16 protein-coding genes are annotated in these 22091 nt (G+C 50.1%); 14 read left to right on the plus strand and 2 right to left on the minus strand.

Annotated features, from left to right (window positions below; translation table 11 throughout):
* Positions 1-43: 43 nt before the first annotated feature.
* On the minus strand, positions 44-427 hold the full coding sequence (locus FM042_RS07780; protein WP_143235859.1) for a hypothetical protein: 384 nt from the start codon (positions 425-427) through the stop codon (positions 44-46).
* Between the two features lie 164 nt (positions 428-591).
* On the opposite strand from FM042_RS07780, the gene FM042_RS07785 reads away from it, so the two are divergent.
* From FM042_RS07785 to FM042_RS07850, 14 genes are all read left to right on the plus strand, one after another.
* On the plus strand, positions 592-1014 hold the full coding sequence (locus FM042_RS07785; RefSeq protein ID WP_143235860.1) for a hypothetical protein: 423 nt from the start codon (positions 592-594) through the stop codon (positions 1012-1014).
* Between the two features lie 73 nt (positions 1015-1087).
* Entirely contained in the window at positions 1088-2398 is a 1311-nt protein-coding gene (locus FM042_RS07790; RefSeq protein WP_143235861.1) for a TolC family protein, read from the plus strand.
* Positions 2395-4263, plus strand: coding sequence for an efflux RND transporter periplasmic adaptor subunit (locus FM042_RS07795; RefSeq protein ID WP_143235862.1), 1869 nt, complete (start codon positions 2395-2397; stop codon positions 4261-4263). Before FM042_RS07790 ends, FM042_RS07795 begins: the two co-directional genes overlap by 4 nt.
* Complete coding sequence (locus FM042_RS07800; RefSeq protein WP_143235863.1) at positions 4260-7958, plus strand: efflux RND transporter permease subunit; 3699 nt, start codon at positions 4260-4262, stop codon at positions 7956-7958. Before FM042_RS07795 ends, FM042_RS07800 begins: the two co-directional genes overlap by 4 nt.
* A 409-nt stretch (positions 7959-8367) precedes the next feature.
* Positions 8368-11070: a TonB-dependent receptor gene (locus tag FM042_RS07805; protein ID WP_143235864.1), complete on the plus strand. Its 2703-nt coding sequence runs from the start codon at positions 8368-8370 to the stop codon at positions 11068-11070.
* Between the two features lie 54 nt (positions 11071-11124).
* On the plus strand, positions 11125-11841 hold the full coding sequence (locus tag FM042_RS07810; RefSeq protein WP_143235865.1) for a PepSY domain-containing protein: 717 nt from the start codon (positions 11125-11127) through the stop codon (positions 11839-11841).
* The gene (locus tag FM042_RS07815; RefSeq protein WP_143235866.1) at positions 11838-13619 is read left to right on the plus strand and encodes a 2Fe-2S iron-sulfur cluster-binding protein; all 1782 of its coding nucleotides are present in this window, start codon (positions 11838-11840) and stop codon (positions 13617-13619) included. Before FM042_RS07810 ends, FM042_RS07815 begins: the two co-directional genes overlap by 4 nt.
* 24 nt (positions 13620-13643) lie before the next feature.
* Positions 13644-14009, plus strand: a complete 366-nt coding sequence (locus tag FM042_RS07820; protein WP_143235867.1) for a copper resistance CopC family protein — start codon at positions 13644-13646, stop codon at positions 14007-14009.
* Positions 14010-14015: 6 nt separating this feature from the next.
* Positions 14016-14885, plus strand: coding sequence for a copper resistance D family protein (locus tag FM042_RS07825; protein WP_143235868.1), 870 nt, complete (start codon positions 14016-14018; stop codon positions 14883-14885).
* Between the two features lie 10 nt (positions 14886-14895).
* Entirely contained in the window at positions 14896-15450 is a 555-nt protein-coding gene (locus FM042_RS07830; protein WP_143235869.1) for a fused DSP-PTPase phosphatase/NAD kinase-like protein, read from the plus strand.
* Positions 15451-15573: 123 nt separating this feature from the next.
* Positions 15574-16965: a winged helix-turn-helix domain-containing protein gene (locus FM042_RS07835; RefSeq protein ID WP_185960743.1), complete on the plus strand. Its 1392-nt coding sequence runs from the start codon at positions 15574-15576 to the stop codon at positions 16963-16965.
* A gap of 132 nt (positions 16966-17097) precedes the next feature.
* Positions 17098-18414 (plus strand): outer membrane protein assembly factor BamB family protein, encoded by a 1317-nt coding sequence (locus FM042_RS07840; protein WP_185960744.1) that lies wholly within the window; start codon positions 17098-17100, stop codon positions 18412-18414.
* Complete coding sequence (locus tag FM042_RS07845) at positions 18414-19664, plus strand: amidohydrolase family protein (protein ID WP_143235872.1); 1251 nt, start codon at positions 18414-18416, stop codon at positions 19662-19664. The genes FM042_RS07840 and FM042_RS07845 overlap by 1 nt, the downstream gene beginning before the upstream one ends.
* A 155-nt stretch (positions 19665-19819) precedes the next feature.
* A complete protein-coding gene (locus tag FM042_RS07850) occupies positions 19820-20581 on the plus strand; it encodes a Crp/Fnr family transcriptional regulator (RefSeq protein ID WP_143235873.1) in 762 nt (253 codons plus the stop codon).
* A gap of 61 nt (positions 20582-20642) precedes the next feature.
* On the opposite strand, the gene FM042_RS07855 is transcribed toward FM042_RS07850, so the two are convergent.
* A complete protein-coding gene (locus tag FM042_RS07855) occupies positions 20643-22091 on the minus strand; it encodes an OmpA family protein (protein WP_232366403.1) in 1449 nt (482 codons plus the stop codon).

The following is a 22091-nucleotide window of genomic DNA, read 5'->3' on the forward strand; positions in this document are numbered from 1 at the left end:
AATAAAGGCAGCTGAGCTGCCTTTATTTATATTGATAGATTCGTTATAGCCGAGTGGTATCCGCGATATTAAGCATCGCGTATAGAATCATCACAAAGCCGACAACAGCGACGACCCCGTGCACCCACACCATAAACACTGGAATTAACTGCCGGCGGCGGTCGTATTTAAAGTGCATAATCAATCCACCTATGGCGGCAAGTGCGATCAATACGATGCCTGTGGTAGCCGTAGCCGGATACCCCACAAAAAACGCACCGTAAAGCAAAATAAGAAAGCCAAGAATTGCAAAAGCACCGTGCCACCAGACCAACACCGGTGGTGGGTTATTACCTTTGCCAAATCGGGCGAACGCTAGCATAACGCCAATAATGATCGCGAAAAGAAAGAGAATGGAGGCTAGCCCCATGACCATGGTTGCTGTCATTACGTTGCTCCTCGTTTAGGTTTCTCTTTAAACGTAGACACAAAACTTAGATTTGTCAGATATTTGGCAAAAATCATGACGATTATTTAGTTGTATTTACAACCTAGTGTTTGCAAACGTGAAAAGTATGGGTATAGTGAAATGACTCACTTTGGGAGCAATTTATGCGGTTTTGGATTGTATTCGTCACAGTATGCTCGTTGTTGCTATTGCCGTTTTCCGGCAACAGCACGATGCTGCCTGACGTACACGCCATGGACCAAAAAGTGAGTCTGACAGAATCAACGGCAACTAACAGCGACGACGCCCACTGTGAATTAATGGCGGCGCGAATGGCTGAAGTACGTCAGCTGCGGTCTGAGCACCATGCACCATCTGCCAAAGACTGCTGCGACGACATGTCTGACTGTTTAACCGACTGCTCAACAGATTGTGGCCATTGCGTGATCTCAGGTCATGGATGTAGCGCCGCAGCTGCAGCACTGCAGTTGAACAACCCTGTTGTAATGCATGACGCAGCGGTCACCCCGCTGTCACTTTATTCGTTTACCCTCGCACAAGCGTCACCACCCCCCATTATTGCCTGAATACATCGTTGAAGCTCGGTTGCTGTGATTGTTCACAGATACCGATTGTGATTGATTGTTCAGGAGCTACTCCATGTTTTTATATCGTCACCCATTGCGCTTTTGCGCCTTGTTGGTTGTCATTTTTGTCTCAGGCTGTGCGAGTTATCAGCCAGACTACAGCGCGATTAGTGCGACTTCTAATCATCAGCAGGCGATGCCTTTACCTGTTGATGCGGAAATTGCCGATTTAATCCGGCACGCCCAGAAATACCACCCGCAAGTTCTAGCCGCGAAGGCAGATCTTGAGCGTGCCCATGCCAATATGACGGCAGCGGGCGCTTTTATGGATCCAGAAGTCAGTTTAAGCCAGGGCATTAATGATTCTGGGTATCGCACTCTTGCGCTCAGTCAGGATATCCCCATTTTCCAACGCCGCAGTATGGCCATCGAACAAGCGCGCGCGGAACATCGCGCAGCCGAAGCGCGGCTTCTGCAGGTACAAGCTGATCTAGCGGCAAATGTGGTGACGGCGTTTAGCGAATTTCTCTATGTTCAGGAAAACCTACAGCTGCAAAATGAACTTATCAGTTTGCTGACGCACGTGGTGCACGTTGTTGAGCAGCAGTACGCAGCGGGCAATGGGGCGATGAGCGATCTATTGCGTGCCCAGAACACACGCGATGCTGCCCAAAGTGATTATGAGAATTTAAAGGCCTTAAAAACATCGCAACAAGCACGCCTGAATAGCGCGTTAGGACGTGATGCGCGGGCACCACTGCCTAGCCACTTTTCACTGGCCACGACCCACCAAGCATATGCCCATTTGCCAGCTGATGCCGACGCTTTGTATGCGTTAGCAAACGAACAGAATGCGACCTTGCTGGCAACGCAGTATGAACTGCAAGCGCTCTATGTAGGGCGAGATGTTGCGAGTCGTGCGGGCCTTCCGCGTCTCATGCTCGGTGTTGAATATATGGATACCGATATGGGCGATGGTACTTTCGCGGGCATGGTGTCGTTTTCGCTTCCGATTTGGCGTTCGAACTACCGCGCATTGCAGGAAGCTGCCGGAGCGAATATCAAAAGTGGTGAAGCGCGATTGCAAGCGGCACGGCTTGAAGTTCAGGCGGAGCTAAGCATGGCCCTTTATCAATGGCGTGAGGCTGAACGTAACCGACAGCTCTACGGTGATGTGCTGGTGCAGCGCGCCGAGCAGGCAGTTGCATCGGTACTCAGTCAATATAGTAATAGTAATGCGACCTTTGCGGATGTTGTTGCGAGTCAACAAGAATGGTTGAGCTTTTCACTCGCCTACCGCCGTGCACTCGCCAATCAATTAACGGCAGTGGCCACTATCCAATCCCTTATTGTTCCAGCGATCGATGCTGAGGTGTCTCCATGAAAAAACTAAATACCGTAACGGCCATTGCGGCCCTGTTTGTTGTGATGACAGTAGGCACGCTGGCACTTGGGATAGCTTTTCAAACGCCCCCGCATGACCATGCTCATGATCACAACGCCCATGCGCAGCATGATCATACCGATCATGAAAACGGCGACTTGCAAGGAGCCTTCAGTTCGCAAACCCAAGAATATACGTGCTCGATGCATCCGCATTTTCGGTCATCCGATCCGAATGAGCGTTGCCCTATTTGTGGCATGGAGCTGATTCCAGTGGCCGCGGGTGGCTCCGACGACGAATTCGTACGCATCGAGTTCAGTGGTCGCAGCTTAGCCTTGCTTGGTTTGCAAACCGAGCCTGTGCGTCGTGGTAGCGCGTATCATGAGATTCGTCTTACCGGACAAATCGACTTTGATGAACGAGCACTCACCTCGATCAGTGCATGGACGGGTGGGCGTATCGAAAGGCTATATGTCAATTATACGGGTGCGCAAGTGGACAAGAATACTCCCCTCGTAGAATTGTATAGCCCGGATTTATTTGTTGCTCAACAGGAGTTATTGCAAGCACATCGGCAGGCCAATCAAGATGCACCAGCCTTTCTGCGTGACTCACAGGCTATGACTTTGCGTGCTGCAAAAGAGCGTTTGCGTTTATTGGGATTAAGCCCAGAACAAATCGCGCAGATTATCGAGCGAGGCGAAGCGCGTGATCGCATTACCATCCGTGCGCCGAGTTCTGGCCTAGTGGTCACTCGCAACGTGAGTCAGGGCGATTATGTGAATACCGGTGATGTTTTGCTCCAGCTAGCAGATAGTCGACAGTTGTGGGCGTTGTTTGAAGTTTTTGAACGGGACTTAGCCTATATCCGAGTCGGTCAAACCCTCGAATTTGCCTTGGGGACAGCCCAAGAGCGGCTTACGGGTGAAGTGGTATCCATCGCTCCGCGTATCGATCCTGAGCGTCGTACGCGCACTGTGCGCGTCGCGATCGAGGATACTCAAAGCGCGTTAGTTGCTGGTTCCTTTACCAGAGCGACCGCAAAAATTGAAGAAGCAGATGTGCTGACCATTCCCAAATCAGCAGCGTTGATTACTGGCAAACGCGCTGTGGTTTACGTGCAAACCGAACCACAGGGAGGCGAGTTTGAAGCACGCACTGTGGAACTGGGGCGTCGTCTCGGCGATCGCTACGAAGTATTCAGCGGTGTTGAAGCAGACGAATTGATTGTGAGTCGTGGTGCATTCCGCATCGACAGTGAGCTACAACTTCGCGGTCGTCCTAGCATGATGGCACCCGAGGGTGGTGGCCCAACGGGTCATGAACATCATGGCCATGGCAGCCATGACGATGACGCGTATGACCATAGTGCCCATGACCAGAATGCGCATATTCAGCCCAGTGCTGTCGCCGAACAAATAGAGTTTGATGCGCAGCTGCACCTTGAACCGCTTTTTCGGGCCTACCATCACATGTGGGAAGCATTGCATAGCGATGATCTAAGCGCTTGGCAATCCGCAGCAGAAGATTTCTATACCGAAGTTGATGCAGTGCACTGGCCTGCGTCATTCGCCGATGTGCAAGGTTTGCTTGAGCAAGGTATGGGGCATGCGCATCATGTAGCTCGCATTGCCACCGCCCGCGACCACTTTTTTGATCATTCCCAAGGCATGATTGCACTCGCGCAAGCGGGTTTTCATCACGGCGACCTGCACCTGATGTTTTGCCCCATGGCCCGTCGTGGCCAAGGAGCCCATTGGTTACAGCAAGACGATACCTTGTTGAATCCGTATTTCGGTGCACAAATGCTGCGCTGCGGCGATCATGAAGGCTTGCTCAGTGGCGATGGAGGGCAACACGAATGACACAATGGTTGTTGCAAAACAAACTGATTGTTGCGCTTTTTACGGTATTAGTCATTTTTGCGGGTATCGCGGTTGCTCCGTTTCAATGGGACACCTCCATGCCGCGATCGCCGGTTGCGGTGGATGCCATTCCCAACATTGGCGAGAATCAGCAAATCGTCTACACCGAGTGGGCTGGGCGTTCTCCTCAGGACGTTGATGACCAGGTGAGCTACCCATTGTCGGTACAATTGATGGGCGTGCCTGGAGTGAAAGATGTTCGGACTCTGTCGATGTTCGGTTTCTCCAGTATTTCGGTAATCTTCCATGAGGATGTGGAGTTTTATTGGTCGCGTGCTCGGATATTGGAGAAATTGGCGAGTTTACCCGGCGGCACCTTGCCGGAGGGAGTACAACCTGCCCTTGGACCAGACGCCACCGGGCTTGGCCAAGTGTATTTATATACCCTTGAAGGGCGGGACCCCGATGGCCAACCGATTGGTGGCTGGGATCTGGACGAGTTGCGTTCGGTGCAAGATTGGTACGTTCGCTATGGCCTTTTGGCCGCGGAAGGGATTAGTGAAGTGGCCTCCATTGGCGGCTATGTACGTGAGTACCAAATCGATATCGACCCAGATGCGCTCCGCTATTTCGATGTCACCTTAGAGCAAGTAATGGCCGCTGTGGCCGAGTCGAATTTAGATATTGGCGCACGTACCACAGAGATTAATCAAGTTGAGTATATCGTGCGGGGCGTTGGTTTTATTAAATCCCTCAACGATATAGAACAAGCGGTTGTGCGCTTGGCGAGCGACAATACACCCATTCGAGTTTCCGATGTGGCCAGTGTGAATTTCGGTCCCGCAGAGCGTCGCGGTGCCCTTGATGTCGCCGGTGCAGAAGCCGTGGGTGGTGTGGTGACGGTGCGGGAGGGATTTAATCCGCTTGCTGCGATCGAAAATACCAAACAGCGGATTGATGAGATTGCGGCAAGCCTTCCAGCGCGTGCTGTGATTGATTGGAATGCTGTTTCCGAATCACAAGTGCGCTCCTTCGCGCGCGAACAGGGATTACCGAACTATCAATCGGCAACCTTGAACTTTGATGATGCTCAGCAACGACAATGGGCTCAGTGGTTGCAAGCGCATCCGCGCGAGCGATGGCCTGATTGGCTGAACCTCAGCCAAGTCACCATTGTGCCGTTCTACGATCGCTCTACGTTGATCATGGAAACTCTGGGCACCTTAAATGATGCTCTCACTCAGCAATTACTGATCACCGCAGCAGTGGTATTGCTTATGTTGCTGCATCTTCGCGCAGCACTCACCATTGCCACCATGCTGCCGTTGGCGGTACTGATGACATTCATCGGGATGCGTATGCTCGGTGTGGAAGCCAATATTGTTGCGTTAGCAGGTATCGCTATCGCGATCGGTACTATTGTCGATATGGGCATCATCGTCACCGACAATATACTGCGATTGCGCAAGAAACATCCGTCCCTTGAGGTAACCGAAACCATCGTTAAAGGTGCAAAGGAAGTGGGACCTGCGGTGTTGACTGCCATTGCAACCACGGTGATTAGCTTCTTACCGGTATTTACTATGACAGGTGCGGAAGGGAAGCTGTTTACCCCATTGGCTTACACTAAAACCTTAGTGTTGCTTGCGGCCATAGTGCTTGCATTGGTGGTGGTGCCAATTATGCTGCGGATACTGCTAAGCGACCGGTTCAAGGTTGTGGATCAGTGGTTAGCGCAACGTAAGCGGCTTTATCATGGAAGCTATGCACTGCTGACCTTTGTGGTGTTAGTGATCTTAGCGGGGCTGTGGGAGCCTTTGGGTCCTGGTGCTGGCTCGTTTCGTAATATTCTGTTCGTGGGTGGGCTATTCGCGATCGTGGTAGGTGGCTTCTCAATTCTTATTCACTTCTACGCCCATATTTTGCGCTGGTGTTTGCGGTTCAAAGCCTTGTTTTTAGCATTGCCAGCTTTGGTGGTGATCGCCGGCTTGGTGATTATGCCTGGGTTGGGACGGGAGTTTATGCCGCCGCTCGACGAAGGCTCATTCCTTCTGATGCCAACCACCATGCCGCACGCATCTATTGGCGAAGCATTGGATGTATTGAGTCAACAAGATCGTGCGATCGCTGCAATTCCGGAAGTCGATACCGTGGTGGGTAAGATTGGTCGCGCGGAAACGGCGCTTGATCCTGCACCAGTGTCGATGATCGAAACCGTGATTAACTACAAAAGTGAATTTAAAACTGATGCCAACGGCCGTCGTCTGAATTTCCGTGTAAACCGCCAAGGTGAATTCGTGCGGGATGGCCAAGGTAATCTGATTGAAGATCGTCGCGGACGCCCTTATCGGCAGTGGCGTGATCATATCCAGAGCCCGCGGGATATTTGGGATGAAATCGTGCGTGCTGCAGACGTGCCAGGGGTAACATCAGCACCACGTTTGCAACCGATTGAAACACGCCAACTCATGCTGCAAACGGGAATGCGAGCGGCCATGGGGGTGAAAGTACAAGGCCCAGATTTAGCGGCATTGGAACAAGCCGCATTGGCGATTGAGTCTGTATTGCGCACATCGCCAGGGGTTAGTTCGGGTTCTGTAAACGCCGAACGTGTCGTCGGAAGTCCATATCTTGAGATTCACCTGAATCGGGATCAGATTGCCCGCTATGGGCTGCGAATTCAGTCGGTACAGAATACCGTGGCAGCTGCCATTGGCGGTGTTGAGGTGACACGGAGCGTGGAAGGGCGTGAACGCTATCCGATTCGGGTACGTTATCAACGCGAACAACGCGACGACATCGAAGCCATGTATAACATCCTCGTTGCAACACCTGACGGAACTCAGGTACCGCTCTCGGAACTGGCGGAAATCCGCTTTGAGCGTGGGCCGCAAATGATTCGCTCGGAGAATACCTTCCTCACCGCTTATGTCACATTCGGGGCCGCATCTGGTTTTGCGGAAGTCGAAGCGGTAGAGGCAGCTCGCGAGCATCTGCAACAGGCTCGGGACCGAGGCGAGTTAAGGCTGCCAATAGGAGTCAGTTACACCTTTGCAGGAAGCTACCAGCAACAACAAAGCGCGATGGAAACGTTGAAGGTCGTTATTCCACTGTCATTGACGCTTATCTTTATCTTGTTGTACCTGCAATTTAAACAAGTGAGCACGGCCTTGATGGTCTTTAGTGGCATTGCCGTCGCTTGGGGCGGGGGCTTCATTATGCTCTACCTCTATGGTCAGTCTTGGTTTGCCAATTTTTCAGTGCCCTTGATCACGCAAGGGGTCACCTTACGGGAAATCTTCCAGTTCGATGTGACCAACTTAAGCGTGGCCGTCTGGGTTGGCTTCTTAGCCCTCTTTGGTATCGCCGTAGACGACGGGGTGGTGATGGCGACATACCTGAAACAACGATTCAATGAAGGGGCCAGCGATAGCATCGAGGCTATTCGTGAGCGCGTCGTTGAGGCGGGACTCCAGCGGGTACGTCCGTGCTTGATGACCAGTGCTACCACCATTTTGGCCTTGTTCCCAGTACTAACAGCTACAGGGCGTGGTGCCGATTTGATGATTCCTATGGCCATACCGACCGTGGGTGGGTTGACCTTTGTGGTGCTTACCATGTTCGTGGTACCGGTGCTGTATAGCTTGCGGGAAGAGTGGCAGTTACGACTGAAAGGTACGCAACCGACTGGCTAAGTTAGACAAGATGCGGGTGATGACACGTGCGCCCCAGTGCTCACCCGTTTATAGGCAAGCGTAAAGGTTGATTTAAAAATAAAAAAGTGCACGTTTTTTAAACTTATTTGGCGCAATAAATAAATTCTTATTCATATTAGTAATATATATATGCACATACAACTTAGCCTTGGCAAGGAGGTACGAACTCAAAAAATGCTTTAAAACACACACACTAAATGCATATAGCTATCTATACAAGTCGTTTAAAAATCACGGCTTGGGCCCGTTATCGGTCAAAATTTAAAATAAAAACAATTGGATACGTATCGGGTGAGCGATTAATTAAAGTTGCATATACAACAAGATCGCTGCTATGAATAGAAGTGCATAAGATAACAACAAGGCACATGCCGGAGGAATCATGAAAATGCATAAATTATCAAGCGTTGCTATTGCGGTCGGATTTATTGTCGCACCTAGCTCAAGCGCATTTGCACAAGAAACAAACACACAACCAGACGCGCAAGAACAGCGGGTAGAACGCATCTCTGTGACCGGTTCACGAGTACTGCGCAGTGAAGCCGAGAGTGCGGCCCCAATTCAAGTATTCACGGCAGAAGATATTGAATTGTCGGGCGTGACTTCAATGGAGCTCTTGCTTCAGAAGATGTCAGCATCCGCCGGTTTTGGCGGCAACCAAACCAGTGCTTATTGGGTTGGCGGTGGCTGGGGAACAACCCAAGTGAACTTGCGGGGCCTAGGGGTCAACCGTACCTTGGTGCTACTCAATGGGCGTCGCGTAGTGAATGGTGGTACCGGAGCCAATGCAGCTGTCGATTTAAATACCATTCCAGTGACCATGATTGAACGCGTCGAGGTATTGAAAGACGGCGCATCAGCGATTTATGGTGCCGATGCAGTTGCCGGTGTCGTGAATATCATTACTCGCAAGAATTTTGAAGGTTTCATGACAGAAGCGCGTTTCGCGAGCACCGATAAGAGTGATGGCGAGGAAACATCGGTCAATATGATGCTCGGAACCTCTTCGGATCGCGGTCGCTTAACAACGACGTTAAGTTATCGTTCAACAGAAGCAGTAAATATGGCAGATCGCGCCGCTTGTGCGCTTGCAGAAACATCTCCTGGCCAATTAGGCTGCTTCGGTAGTGCTTCTACGCCAGGTGGTCGCGCTGTCATTACAAGCGGCCCAGAAACCGGCCGGCAGATTAACTTCAACCAAACACCAGGTGGCGATCCGAAAGGATATGACACCTATGATCCAGCAGTTCACAACGTTGATTTCTTCAACATGCTGAACGCGGTCAATCCTGTGACCACATTGAGCTTCTCGAGCTTCGGTGACTATCGAATTGGTCAGGAAACCTATGCGTTTGCAGAAGTGCTTTATAACAACCGTCGTTCAAATCAAATTGCGACCCCAGGTACCTTGCGCAACTTAGACTACTCCGCCGATCACCCACATAACCCTGTGGGAGAGGACATTCGAATCGTACAGCGCCGCCTTGAAGAAGCAGGTCCACGTCATTTCGAACAAGACGTAAATACCTTCCGCATGGTGACAGGTTTAAATGGACTCTGGGACAACAATTGGTCGTGGGAAGTGGCCTATAATTTTGGTCGCACGACAGGAAACGATGCGGCAGATAACATTGTGAACTTAGAGCGTTTAGGGCGAGCTATCGATCCAGACACCTGTGGTAACGGAGTTCCTTGTGCGGATTTAATTGGTCTGGGCAATATCTCACAAGAGGCCATGGACTATATTCTTTTCCGAATCAACGATTACGGTGGTAACCAGCAACGGGCCATTACCGCAAATATTGCAGGTGATTTATTTGAAACCCGTAATGGTGTGATCCCGGTGGCCTTTGGCGTAGAGCATCGCAAAGAAAGCGGTTGGCGTGAGCCGGACTCATCAGTTGTTGCCGGCATCATGAACACTAACCGTCAAGAACCCCTGCGCGGTGAGTACACGGTATCAGAAGCCTATGTTGAGACCTCGATTCCATTACTCGTCGATCGTGACTTCGCAGACTATGTCGCTTTGGATGTCGCATATCGCTACTCTGATTACGATACCTTTGGCAGCGATGGGAACTATAAGCTCGGATTGCACTGGGCTGTAAATGACAACCTGAAGCTACGTGCGACACAATCTACTGCGTTCCGTGTCCCCAATATACCAGAACTATTTGGCGGTATTGGTGAAGGGAACCTAACGACGTCTGATCCATGTTCAGGATGGGATCAGCCTGGAGCAAATCCAACAGTCGCGGCGAATTGTCAAGCAGATGGCGTTCCAGCAGGTTACACCCAGTCGGGTTCAACAGTACTGACGCGCACGGGCGGTAATCCAGACTTACAACCCGAAGATGCCAATACATTCACCGCAGGTGTTGTGTGGGATGTACCTTACGTGGAAGGGCTCCAGTTCACTCTTGATTACTTCGACATAAAAATAAAGAGTGCGATTCGCGGAGTGGCGGGATCAACTAAATTATCAGCGTGTTACAACTCGGATAACCTATCTCATCCGTTCTGTAGTTCTGATACGTTCACCCGTGATCCGTTAACAGGCGCAATTAACTTCCTATCTGCACAGCCTGACAACGTGGCGACAGAGACCGTATCCGGGGTGGATGCATCCATGTACTACCGTACCCAGATGTTTGGTCTTGATGCGCGTTTCAATGTGAACATGACCTATCTCGACGAATACACGTTAGAACCTTTTGCGGGAGCTAACCCGATTCGTTATGCGGGTAAGATCACGGGTGGTAGCGGCAGCTTCGCGCGTTTACGCTCTGATGCTTCAGCGACCTTTAGTGCTGACCAATGGCAGTTCCACTATGGTGTACGCATGATTGGTTCCGCGGATGATATCAATGCATCACCTGGTGATATCGGCGCGAGTGTATCCAACGTGTTTTATCACAATGTTCAAGGCATGTGGTTCTTCGATGAGAACTGGACGTTAAGTGCGGGTGTGAACAATCTGTTTGATAAGAAAGCGCCGTTTATCCGGAGCTGGACAGACGCGAACACCGATACGATGACATACGATTTGATGGGGCGTCAGCTCTATGTGAAATTACGTTATCAGTTCTAATGTTGTAAGCGGCGGAAGCAGTTGCTTTCGCCGCTTTTTAGTTGGGGATTCTCTATGCAAACGCAGTCTTCCAGTTATCGTACTTGGCATCGTTGGCTTTCGCTGATCGTTGGTATTCAGATGGTTATTTGGGCCATCTCCGGTGCGTATATGGTGTTCTTCAAGCTGCCATTTATTCATGGTGTTCACCTTACGCAAGAGGCTGATCAGCCCCTTACGAACCAGACCACAATGAATCGGTTACCGGACGTGTTGAAAGCCTATCCGGATGTGCATGACGTGCATGTTGTGCGTCGTTTTATCGGTGGTGAATATCAAGAAGTAGCGCAGCTTCATACGCCTGATCGAAAATTCCTGGTCAGTTTAAATAACTTAGCAACGATCACGCTCAACGACCGAGATATCGAAGCGCTAGCGGCTCGTTATTATAAGAAAGGTGAGGCTGAAATCACTCGGGTCGAATTGCTAACGGATAATGCGCCTACGGAGCTAAATCCGGCTCACCTGCCTATTTGGCGTGTTGATTTTGACGACTTCGGTCGCACGAGTTTGTATTTGCATAGAGAAACTGGGGAAATGACAGTACGCCGCCATGATTTCTGGCGCGGTTTCGACATTATGTGGATGCTTCATATTATGGACTACAAGGACCGAACCGACATTACCACATGGTGGTTGCGTGGGTTTATATTGGCCACCTTCGGATTTACCTTTACCGGAACCATTCTTGTGATCCAAACATTGCGTTCGTCGCGGAGGAAGCTGGTATGAAATTTATGCAATGGCTCCACCGTTGGACGGGACTAATCATTCTGCTGCAAATCATTCTTTGGACTATCAGTGGGCTGTACTTTGCCCTTGTGGACCATCATGGAATGAAAGGACATCAATATCATCAGCATCCGCCTACGCTCTCACTCAATGTAGAGCAGGTAGCTGCATTGGATCCCAGTTGGTGGAGTGATTTTAGCGATATTACGAAACTCAGAACACGGCTAATCGCCAATATTCCTCAAGTAGAGATACATCACGGGGAAGGGATTAGCTTTATTGATGGGCGTACGGGGGAACCGTGGCGAACTCATCAAAACTTGGCAATTCAGATTGCCAATACAACTTACTCCGGCCCCGGTGAAGCTGTAAGGGTTGCTGCCATCACACGCACGCGAGAACTCAATGGATGGCAAGGACAAGGCTACCGGATAGACTACAATGACGATCTAAATACCCGAGTGTACGTGGATAGCCATTCGGGCCAAGTCCTCGACCACAGAAACACTCCCTGGGTGGTCGCAGACTGGATGTTTAGATTACATTTTATAGATTACACCGGTGGCCGGAACTTTAATAATCTCGTTATTATCACCGCTGGGATTGTTACCCTGTGGTTCGCATTGTCTGGGCTTATTCTACTTGTGAAGCTCATTGGAAGCGGTGAAATGCGTGTCAGCCTGCGCAATACGACACTGCGAGCTAAGGTGGGCAATCAAGATGTGAATTTACAGGATAAAGCGCATAAAACAATCCTGCAAACTTTGCAAAAGCATGATATTCCGGTTGAAAGTGGTTGCGGTGGAGGCGGTACCTGTGGATTGTGTACGGTGAAACTGGCGACAACAACTAAGGTAACGTCAGCAGAACGTGATTTGCTGAGTGAAGAACAGCTTGAACAAGGTTTCCGTTTGGCTTGCCAGCATCAAATTAGCGATGCGCCTGTGGTAGAAGTCAAAGAAATGGATGTGCATAAATACACGCTTGAGCTTATGAGCAGCGAGTTTTTAACGCCAATGCTCAAAGAATTGCGCTTTCGAGTTCATGATGGGGATATTCCATTTTCTGCAGGGCAATACATGCAGTTCTTGATTCCATCTGCACAAACACCAACCCGACCTTCTGATGTTCCCGAGGCGTTCTCTCCGGAATGGATTAATATTAAGGAAGCGGTATTCACGCACCAGGAAGTGCGCCGAAGCTATTCCATGGCGACTTCGTCGGATACGCAAGAACTGGTGTTCACGGTGCGTTACCAACCTCCTGGTAATGGTCACGACCATCCGGGCGTTGGGTCAACCTACTTGTGCAATATGAAAGTAGGGCAGCGTATTGTGGCGGAAGGGCCTTATGGTGAGTTCCAGCGGCTTCCAGGTGCCGATCGACAACTCTTCTTTATCGGAGGTGGGGCAGGAATGGCACCATTGCGGGCATTGATTCAAGAGGAGCTGTCAGAACCAGAGCCGCGCTCAATGGTATTCTACTATGGTGCTAGAAACCGTCAGGAGTTAGTCTATGCTCAGGAATTCAACGAGCTAAATCAACGTGGTGTAGTGAATTACGTTCCTGTGTTATCGGAAAAACAACCCAGTTGTGAATGGACAGGTGAAGAAGGGTTTGTTCATGAAGCTGTATTTGCATACCTTGCACAAAGCGACATTCAAGCCTTTGATTTTTATGTGTGCGGGCCGCCTAAGATGCTCACAGCGACACTGAAAATGTTAGAGCAATTAGGTGTGGATCAAAGCCGTATCCGATTTGATGACTTTGGTATTTAACTGAATTAATGGAGGGTAATACCCATGACATTGTTTCCAAAAATGACGCTGGTGTTTGTACTTTGGTTTGCGGGGGCGCTTATGCAAAGCGCCCAGGCGCACAGTCAATTAGTGCAATCAATTCCAGCGAATGGCGATCGGCTCACAAGTTCTCCCTCGGCACTTCATCTTCAATATAACGAAGAAGTCCGTTTGTTGTCGGTTGAGCTAGTAGGAAATGAGCATGGCGAGATCGATATTGATTTTCGCCGAGCGCGACGCGCAAATGATCATTTTCGGATTAGCGTTCCGGAGCTTGAAAGTGATGACTACACCATCACTTGGACGTTGATAGGTGAAGATGGTCACCGGGTGTCGGGTACAATTTTGTTTGTGCTGGATCGTGATTAATCAACGATGACATGGGATATATGGGTAGCACTTAGCTACACCATGATCTACGCAAGCACCGCCGGAGTTATTGGCGGTGCTTTTGTACGTATGCTTTGGCAACAAAGAGCACCTTCGCTTGAACTCGGGAATCGAGACGAACGTATGCATCGTCGCTATAGTGTTGCCGCAGCCTGCATAGGCTGTATCGCTGCCTGTGCGAGTTATCTGTTGTTCATCGGTAGCATCAACCAATCAGGCCTTCGCGGTATGCTTGATGCGGATTTGATGGTGTTTTTACTGATGGATCCCCCCGGTAAAGCAGCTATGGCCCAAGCCCTTGCCTTCTTGGTGATTGGATTTAGTCTGGGTCGCGAATCTCGCTATTGGCGCCTGTTGCTATGGTTCGCCTATGGGTTGTTGATATGGAGTTTCACTGTGAGGGGGCACCTGGCGTCATCGTCGTACGGGTTGCAACTCGCACTGATGTTGCACGTACTGGCCTTTGGCGCATGGGCAGGAGCGCTGTTGCCGCTATGGTTAGCTGCACGTAAAAAAACACGTGCGACTTGGCAACGGGTCTTCGAAACCTTCGGTCAGTGGGCGCAAATTATCGTGGCGATACTCATCGTTGCCGGGATAACCATGACATGGTACCTACTGGCAGCGCCTTCTGACTTTGTGAAAACACGCTATGGAATAGCGTTACTTCTTAAACTGATCCTCGTTATTATTTTGCTTACTTGTGCGGCCTTGAATAAATGGATAATCGTGCCACGCTTAGCAGATAGTACCGTTTCGCCCTATCTCTCGACGGTCATTTATATTGAAATGATTTGCGTCGCCGTTATCTTTGCCTTAACAGCGACATTTACTGTAGTTGTAGGACATCATTAGAGGAGTATTTATGAAAAGCACGACTGTTATTTTGTTGGGCGCTATGGTGGTGAGCCTATTAATGCTCACTGGCTGCGTGGAAGCCCGTGATCATCACGAGTCCGGTTTAGACATCCCTGAATCGGTGGCAGATGTATTTAATATCCAGCGGCCCACTGCTGAACATTTTACAGGTGGTCAGCCCACCCGTGAGCAGCTCGCAGCATTTGCAGAGCTGGGTGTAAAAAACGTGGTAAACCTGCGACCGCCTTCAGAAACCGAAGACTTTAACCCCGCCGCGTGGGCAACGGAAGAAACCATGGCGTACTTCCATATTCCGATTGCCGGCGGTGCTGATTTAACACCGCACTATGTGGGTATTTTCCATGAGGTGATGAATCGCATTGAAGGTGAATCGTCTCTGTTGCACTGTGCAAGCGCTAACCGAGTGGGTGCCATGGTGGCATTACGGGCGCACTGGCATCAAGGGGTAGAACTCGAAGAAGCGATCGCGCTCGGTAAAGCGTATGGCTTAACAAGTCTTGAGCGTCATGTGCGGGAGCAAGCGGAAGCAAACCTAGACTAGACGGTTAGGATGTTTGGGCGACGACGACGCGGTTGCGCCCAGCGCCTTTGGCATTGTGCTTTCGAAATGCAGTCCCTTTTAAATCAACTAAGAATGGAACTCTCGGGCGTCATGAAATCGAGCGTGAAAGACTCTCAACCTTGGCTAGCTAACATAGCCTATCGTTTTAACGGGTGGACGTTTATTCCCGCTACGGCCGTATTGTTGTCGCCGCAAGAGAAACGCATTGAGTTAGAGCCACGTTTAGCCAAGCTATTGCAGTTGTTTTGTGAACAGCCGCAATCGGTGTTCAACAAAGAGACACTGCTGCAGGAGGTATGGGCACCACGGGTTGTGAGCGAAGAGAGCATTACGGTGGCGGTTAGTCAGTTGCGTAAGTATCTTGGGCAAACATCCTCGGAGATGTTCATTAAGACTATTCCTGGATCCGGCTATTGTTGGCTCCCCGTCACTGAAAGAGCTGAATTAAATCGATCATCTCACTCTCGCACTCGTTGGTGGTGGGGCACAGGCATCGCGGTGGTCGCCATTGTCGCATTACTTACTGTCAGGCTCTCAGACACGACGACGGACATTGAGCCACCGTCTGCGTTGATCGCCGACGCCCAAGCGCTCCTGCACGACTCTCCCGACGACGCCATGCGTTTATTTCGACAGGTGCTGGCGCAAGGGCCAGATGCCTCAGCCTATCTGGGGTTAGTACAGGCCAAGTTATTCAAAATTCCAGTGGCACAACTAAAAGAGCATGGTCAAGAGCTGGCTTCTCTGTTGGATCGTGCTCGAGATCTGGATAGCGAGTTACCGCACTTGCATTGGATTTCTGCGCAGGTGTATTTCTATGGATTCTGGGACTTTACTCGAGCCCATGAGGAACTTACGCAAGCGTACACCCGAGAGACGCACACGCCGGAATTCCTACTCAGCTATGCAGAAATGATGCTGGCCATGGGTGAAACTGACCGTGTCGCGGAGAGTATTCATGAGCTCCGTCGATCCTACCCGGAGTTTTATGCGATACCCGCAGTGGCCTGGTTGCATTTGATGATGGGTGATCTTGACTCGGCACGGGGAGAAATAAATCGCATTTTAGAAAGTGATGCGCCCACCTATGGGCTGCACGTATCTGGCCAGCTCATCGGGCTTGCTGCCGACGATGATGAAATGGCGTGGTCGCATTTGTACGCCCTGATGAAGCTCGCTGACTTGCCCGACAAAAGCGTCTATCGGTATGAAATGATTTTCCAAGACGAAGGTTTAGCGGCAGTTCATGGAATATTAAAAGAGGAATTACCGAGTTCCCGCCTAGGTCATTATGGGCCGCCGCTGTCGCTAGCCCGTCATGCGATTATTGCCGGGGATGCCAATTCAGCCATGACATATCTCGACCAAGCACTCGCTGAGCAACAAGTTGAGGCACTGTGGTTTGCTGCAGATCCCTTGTATGAGAAAGTCGCCGATCATCAGGGCTACAGGGGTCTTATGGAGCGATTCAAGGCGTTAGTCAGGGCACCTTAATAATCCTTTAGGTTTATTAAGTTCCTCTTTGTATCCGGGTCTCGTACTGTCGATGCACATTGACTAAAACGAGGCATTATTGTGAATACATTCTCCACTCAAATATCCGAACGTGGGTTCGGGTTCAGTACCTTGAGCCTGCTTTTATTGGCTGTTTTATTGTTCTTCAGTCAAGCGCAAGCGGCAGCGAGCGATTGGTCGACTTTCAAAGGAAGTACCGATCGCAACGCGGTCATTACCGATGCATTTCCCGAGAAACTTTCCCTCGTATGGCAACACCGGCTCCCTGCCACTATTACTGCATCGCCCGTGATATCCGGTGATACGCTTTTAGCGGCCACAGACAATGGTGTGCTCTACGCGTTCTCGCTCGAGCATAAGCGTTTAATTTGGGCTTTTGATAGCGGCGGTGCAATTCGTTCGACACCTGCGGTAAACGACGGACAAGTGTACTTTTTGAGTCAAGCGGGTGCCTTTTATTCCATTAACCTCAGTGATGGTGCTATTCAGTGGTCGTTTGAGACGCAAGGCGAATCAACGTTTGCCGCTTATAATTACCTCGGTGTGGCGAATAACAAGCTAGTGAAGGATGCATGGGACTTGATGCAGTCGTCGCCTCTCGTGGTCGATAATTTAGTGGTATTTGGTAGCAGCGATCATCATGTGTATGCACTGAATACTGAAACAGGGAATGTACAATGGGCGTTCAAAACAGGCGGACACGTACACAGCTCACCGACCTTGTTGAACGATCTGATTGTCGTGGGAAGTTGGGACAGCGCCGTGTATGCGATTCAACATGCGGATGGCGTGCTACGATGGAAATTTGACACTGAATCGGAACAAAGAATAAACGTTTGGCGCGGCATTCAAGCAAGCCCTACGGTGGTTGATGACACAGTGTTTATTGGAAGTCGCGATGGCTATATGTATGCACTAACGGGCCTATCTGGCGAAGAAATTTGGCGCTATGATATGCGTCGTTCGTGGGTCGTGCCTACGGTATCGGTGGATGATCTGCATGTTTACTTAGGTACTTCGGATACCGGGTTAATGCTTGCTTTGCATCGGGATACCGGTGAGGAAGCATGGCGCGCATTGACAGGCGCGTGGACATACAGCTCACCGCTTGTGTTTAGCAATGCAGTACTCACCGCCACCATGACGGGGCGCCTCCTTGCCCTTGATAAAATGAACGGGTCGGTGATTTGGGAAAGCCGCCATGGTGCCTATCTTAATGACGTGTACCAAATTTTAGGTGAGAACGATCGTTTGCGTCGGGATATGAGCAACGGCACCTGGCAAGACTCTTTCTATGGCGTTATGGCACGAGTCATGGCGAGTGGTGGATTTATGGGGAGTCCGGCGTGGGTAAACCAACAATTAATTTTGTTGAGTACCGCGGGCGAGATTATGATCTGGGATGCGCACTCAAGCGAGGAAAAATAATGAAAACTCTGATGTTACTGTTCGTGGCGTTAGGCTTCTGTGTATCAGCTTCGGTTAGCGCGGGGCAAAGCACAATTCGTATGGTTAACGGAATGTGGTATCAAGAGGGCGCATTCGTATCACAAATCTGGTATTCCATTGAGGGCGTGCTTACAACCACGACTCCCGACGTGATTGATGACGAGTTGGATCTGCGAGGAGGTTTTGTTATTCCTCCCCTTGTAGAAGGTCATAATCATAATTTACAAAACCCTTGGCTTGCTAACAACTTTGCACCCAACTACGAACGAGCTGGTATTTTGTATGGCCTGATGCTTTGTGGGAGTCATCACAATGCCGCGGAAACTCGGACTATCTTGGACCAAACCAGTTTAGATATTCAATTGGCGGGAGCCTGTATCTCGAGTTCCGATGGGCACCCGTTACGTATGGCGTTACAGAGTTTTGCCGATGAAGGTGTGACTGCCGCAGACATCCATGATCGGGATTACATCGTGATCGACTCCATCGCGGATATCGATGAAAAATGGCCGTTGATTAACGCCAGTAGCAGCGAATTTATCAAAATCATTTTAGTCCATTCGGATCGAGAAGAGCGCCGTGGTAATCCGAGCTTCCATGGTATTAACGGCTTGCAAGCAGAGCTTGTGCAGCCTTTAACCGCAGAACTGCAACGGCGCGGTTTACGGGTGGTAGCGCATGTGGAGAGCAATGCAGATTTCACCACAGCGGTGAATGCCGGTGTTGATATCATCGCGCATTTACCCGGTTATCGTTGGGAACGGGGTTATGACCCAGAGGGTTACCGACTCTCCGATGCAATTATCGAGCAGGCCGCGGCACAAGGCACGGCGGTGATTACCACTGTCAGCGTGAGTGAAATGGTATATCCCGATAACCCTGAGCAGTTGGCGCAAGTACAAGCACTTCAAATCAACAATTTAAGCCGCTTGCATGCGGCAGGGGTCGCGATTATCCCTGGTACCGACCGCTTTGATGTGAATGTGGTGCACGAACTTAAATACTTGCAGAATTTTGGAATCTTCACACCCGAGCAATTATTAGATAGCGCTGTAAAGATAGGACCACAGCGTTTATTTACCGACCGCAAGATAGGTGAATTCAAGGAAGGGTATGAGAGCAACTTTGTTGTTCTGCAAGAGAATCCACTGCAAAATATTGCGCATCTTGAATCTGTTGCGCTTGTGGTAAAACATGGTGAGGTTGTGTTCAAAGCACATCAAAAATAACCTAGCGGCACGGATGTCCCGTGCCTCTGGATATCAAGGTTTAGGCGAAGGATGCGATTTTCTCATGCTCATTTCACGATAAAGTTTCACGCTCGTGCCCGATAACAGCTACTATGACGAGTTGGATCTCCAAGAATATAATGGATGGGCGCGGCATGAACTCGATCAAACAAATGGACTGCGGTAGTTATCCGCTATCCACACCGGAGCAAAATTATTTGCTGAACGCCCTCAGTACGGAGCTAAAGGCACGGTTAGCTCCACATCTGCAAAAAGTTGATTTGCCTTTGGGGCAATCCCTTTACGAATCTGGCGATATTCTCAAGCATGCATACTTCCCGACAAACTCAATCGTATCTTTGATCTATGTGATGGAAAATGGCGATTCTGCGGAAATATCCGTAATCGGAAACGACGGCATTCTTGGTACCTCGTTATTTTTGGGCGGCGATAGTACGCCACATCGAGCGATTGTTCAGAGTGCCGGAGTGGCATACCGTTTGCCTGCACATGTATTAAAAGAAGAATTTGCTCAGGATAGCCATTTCCGAACGCTGCTCTTGAGTTATACACAATCATTGATGACACAAATGGCGCAAACGGGCGTATGCAATCGGCATCACAGTGTTGATCAGCAACTATGCCGATGGTTGTTACTGTCACTCGATCGCATTCCTAGTAACGTGCTGACGATGACTCAAGAATTAATTGCGAATATGCTCGGGGTGCGTCGGGAAGGGGTGTCTGTGGCGGCGGGGAAATTACAAAAGCTAGGGGTTATCGAGTATCACCGTGGTCGCTTAACTATCAAAGACCGCGACAAGCTCGAGGATCGTAGTTGTGAATGCTATCAAGTGGTGAAAACAGAGTGCGAACGGTTAATCCACTACAAACCCAAACTACGAAAACAGCAATAAAAAAAACGCGTACCTGGAACAACTAACCAGGCACACGTTAAAGGTTGGTAAGCCCTAAAGGTTATTTAGGGTATCCAAGGATAATATTCACCCGACGGTTATCTTGACGATGCGACGCGGTGATGTTGTATGTATCACGACGTGTGGCGCCGAAGCCTTCCACATTCAGACGTGAGCGATCTACCCGGAAATGATTCACCAGATAATCGGCAACGTTTTGAGCGCGTTGTTCCGATATGGCTTGCGCCATAGCTGGATTCGCATTGTCGGTATGGCCTTCAAGCGTCACAATCAAATCTGGATTGGCGTGTAAGTATTTCGCCACATTCTCCAATTGATGGTGATACTTGGCATCGACCGTTGCACTATTGGCATCGAACTCAAGTGCCATGGCTAAGGTTGTGCGCGCAGGCAGTGTACTAAGCCCTGCCATATCGTTCGCGCAATCAATCACGGCGTTGATACGACGATTGGCTTGTTGACCTTCAACGGTACTGTTGCTGGCGGTTGGGCGCGTCTCACCGTAGCCCACAGCGCTCAGACGACTAGCTGCGATACGATGTTCACGTATGAGGAAGTCGACGACCCGCTGCGCACGCTGCTCCGATAGCGCTTGGTTATCTTCAATAGTGCCCACATTATCCGTATGGCCCTGAATAATAGCCTTAGTGGTTGGATAGGTGGTCATGAAGGTTGCCAGTACTTGAATGTGTTCCCGATTCACGCGCTCGACACTGTCCTGACCAATCTCAAATTGCATTTCTAGAGCACTACAATATTGCTCAGTTGCTGCAACTGGAGGGGCTGGAGCAGGCGTCGGTGCCGGCGCTGGTGCAGGTGCTGCTACAGGGGCGTGCTTACGCGCACCAAAGCGATAGATCACACCCATCGAGAACAAGTCGATATCGCCCGCGTTGCCAACTGCATCATCCATGCGGAAGCGCTCAGCTTCTAGGCGGAAGGTCCAGGAATCGCTAATTTGATACTGATACCCCACGCCAATTTTGAAGTCAAAGTCTTTGCTTTGATAATGCGGGGTCAGCACGTTCACTGCACCGGTCCCGACAAAGTTGGTATTGGTTTTGCCCTCATGCACACCAAAGCGACCAATCAATGCGGCGCGTTCAGTAAGCGGCATGGTGCCGACAAAATCGAGATTCCAACCACTAAAACTTAGGGTTCCGAATTTACTACCACTTGGGTCTGTTGTGGCTGTGTAATCGAAGGTTCCTAAATCAAAGTAACCGGCTTCAATAGCAAACTTTGGATTGAACTGATAGCCAGCAAAGAGCTTATAACCGAAGTCCTTTCTGTCGGTGCTAAAATCTGTGGTTTCAAATCCGGCTGCCAGCAAGTCGGCAATGATTTCTTTCTCTGCGATGGTCGCGTGTGCCCGTCCACCGCTTCCGCCGATAAACCATCCGGTTTGATCAGCGGCTACCGCGGGTACCGACATGCCGAGTATGGCCAGCGCACCTATCGCTTGGGTAATTTTATTCGTTTTCATCAT

The organism is Aliidiomarina halalkaliphila (genome assembly GCF_007096385.1).
In the GTDB taxonomy this organism is placed as follows: domain Bacteria; phylum Pseudomonadota; class Gammaproteobacteria; order Enterobacterales; family Alteromonadaceae; genus Aliidiomarina; species Aliidiomarina halalkaliphila.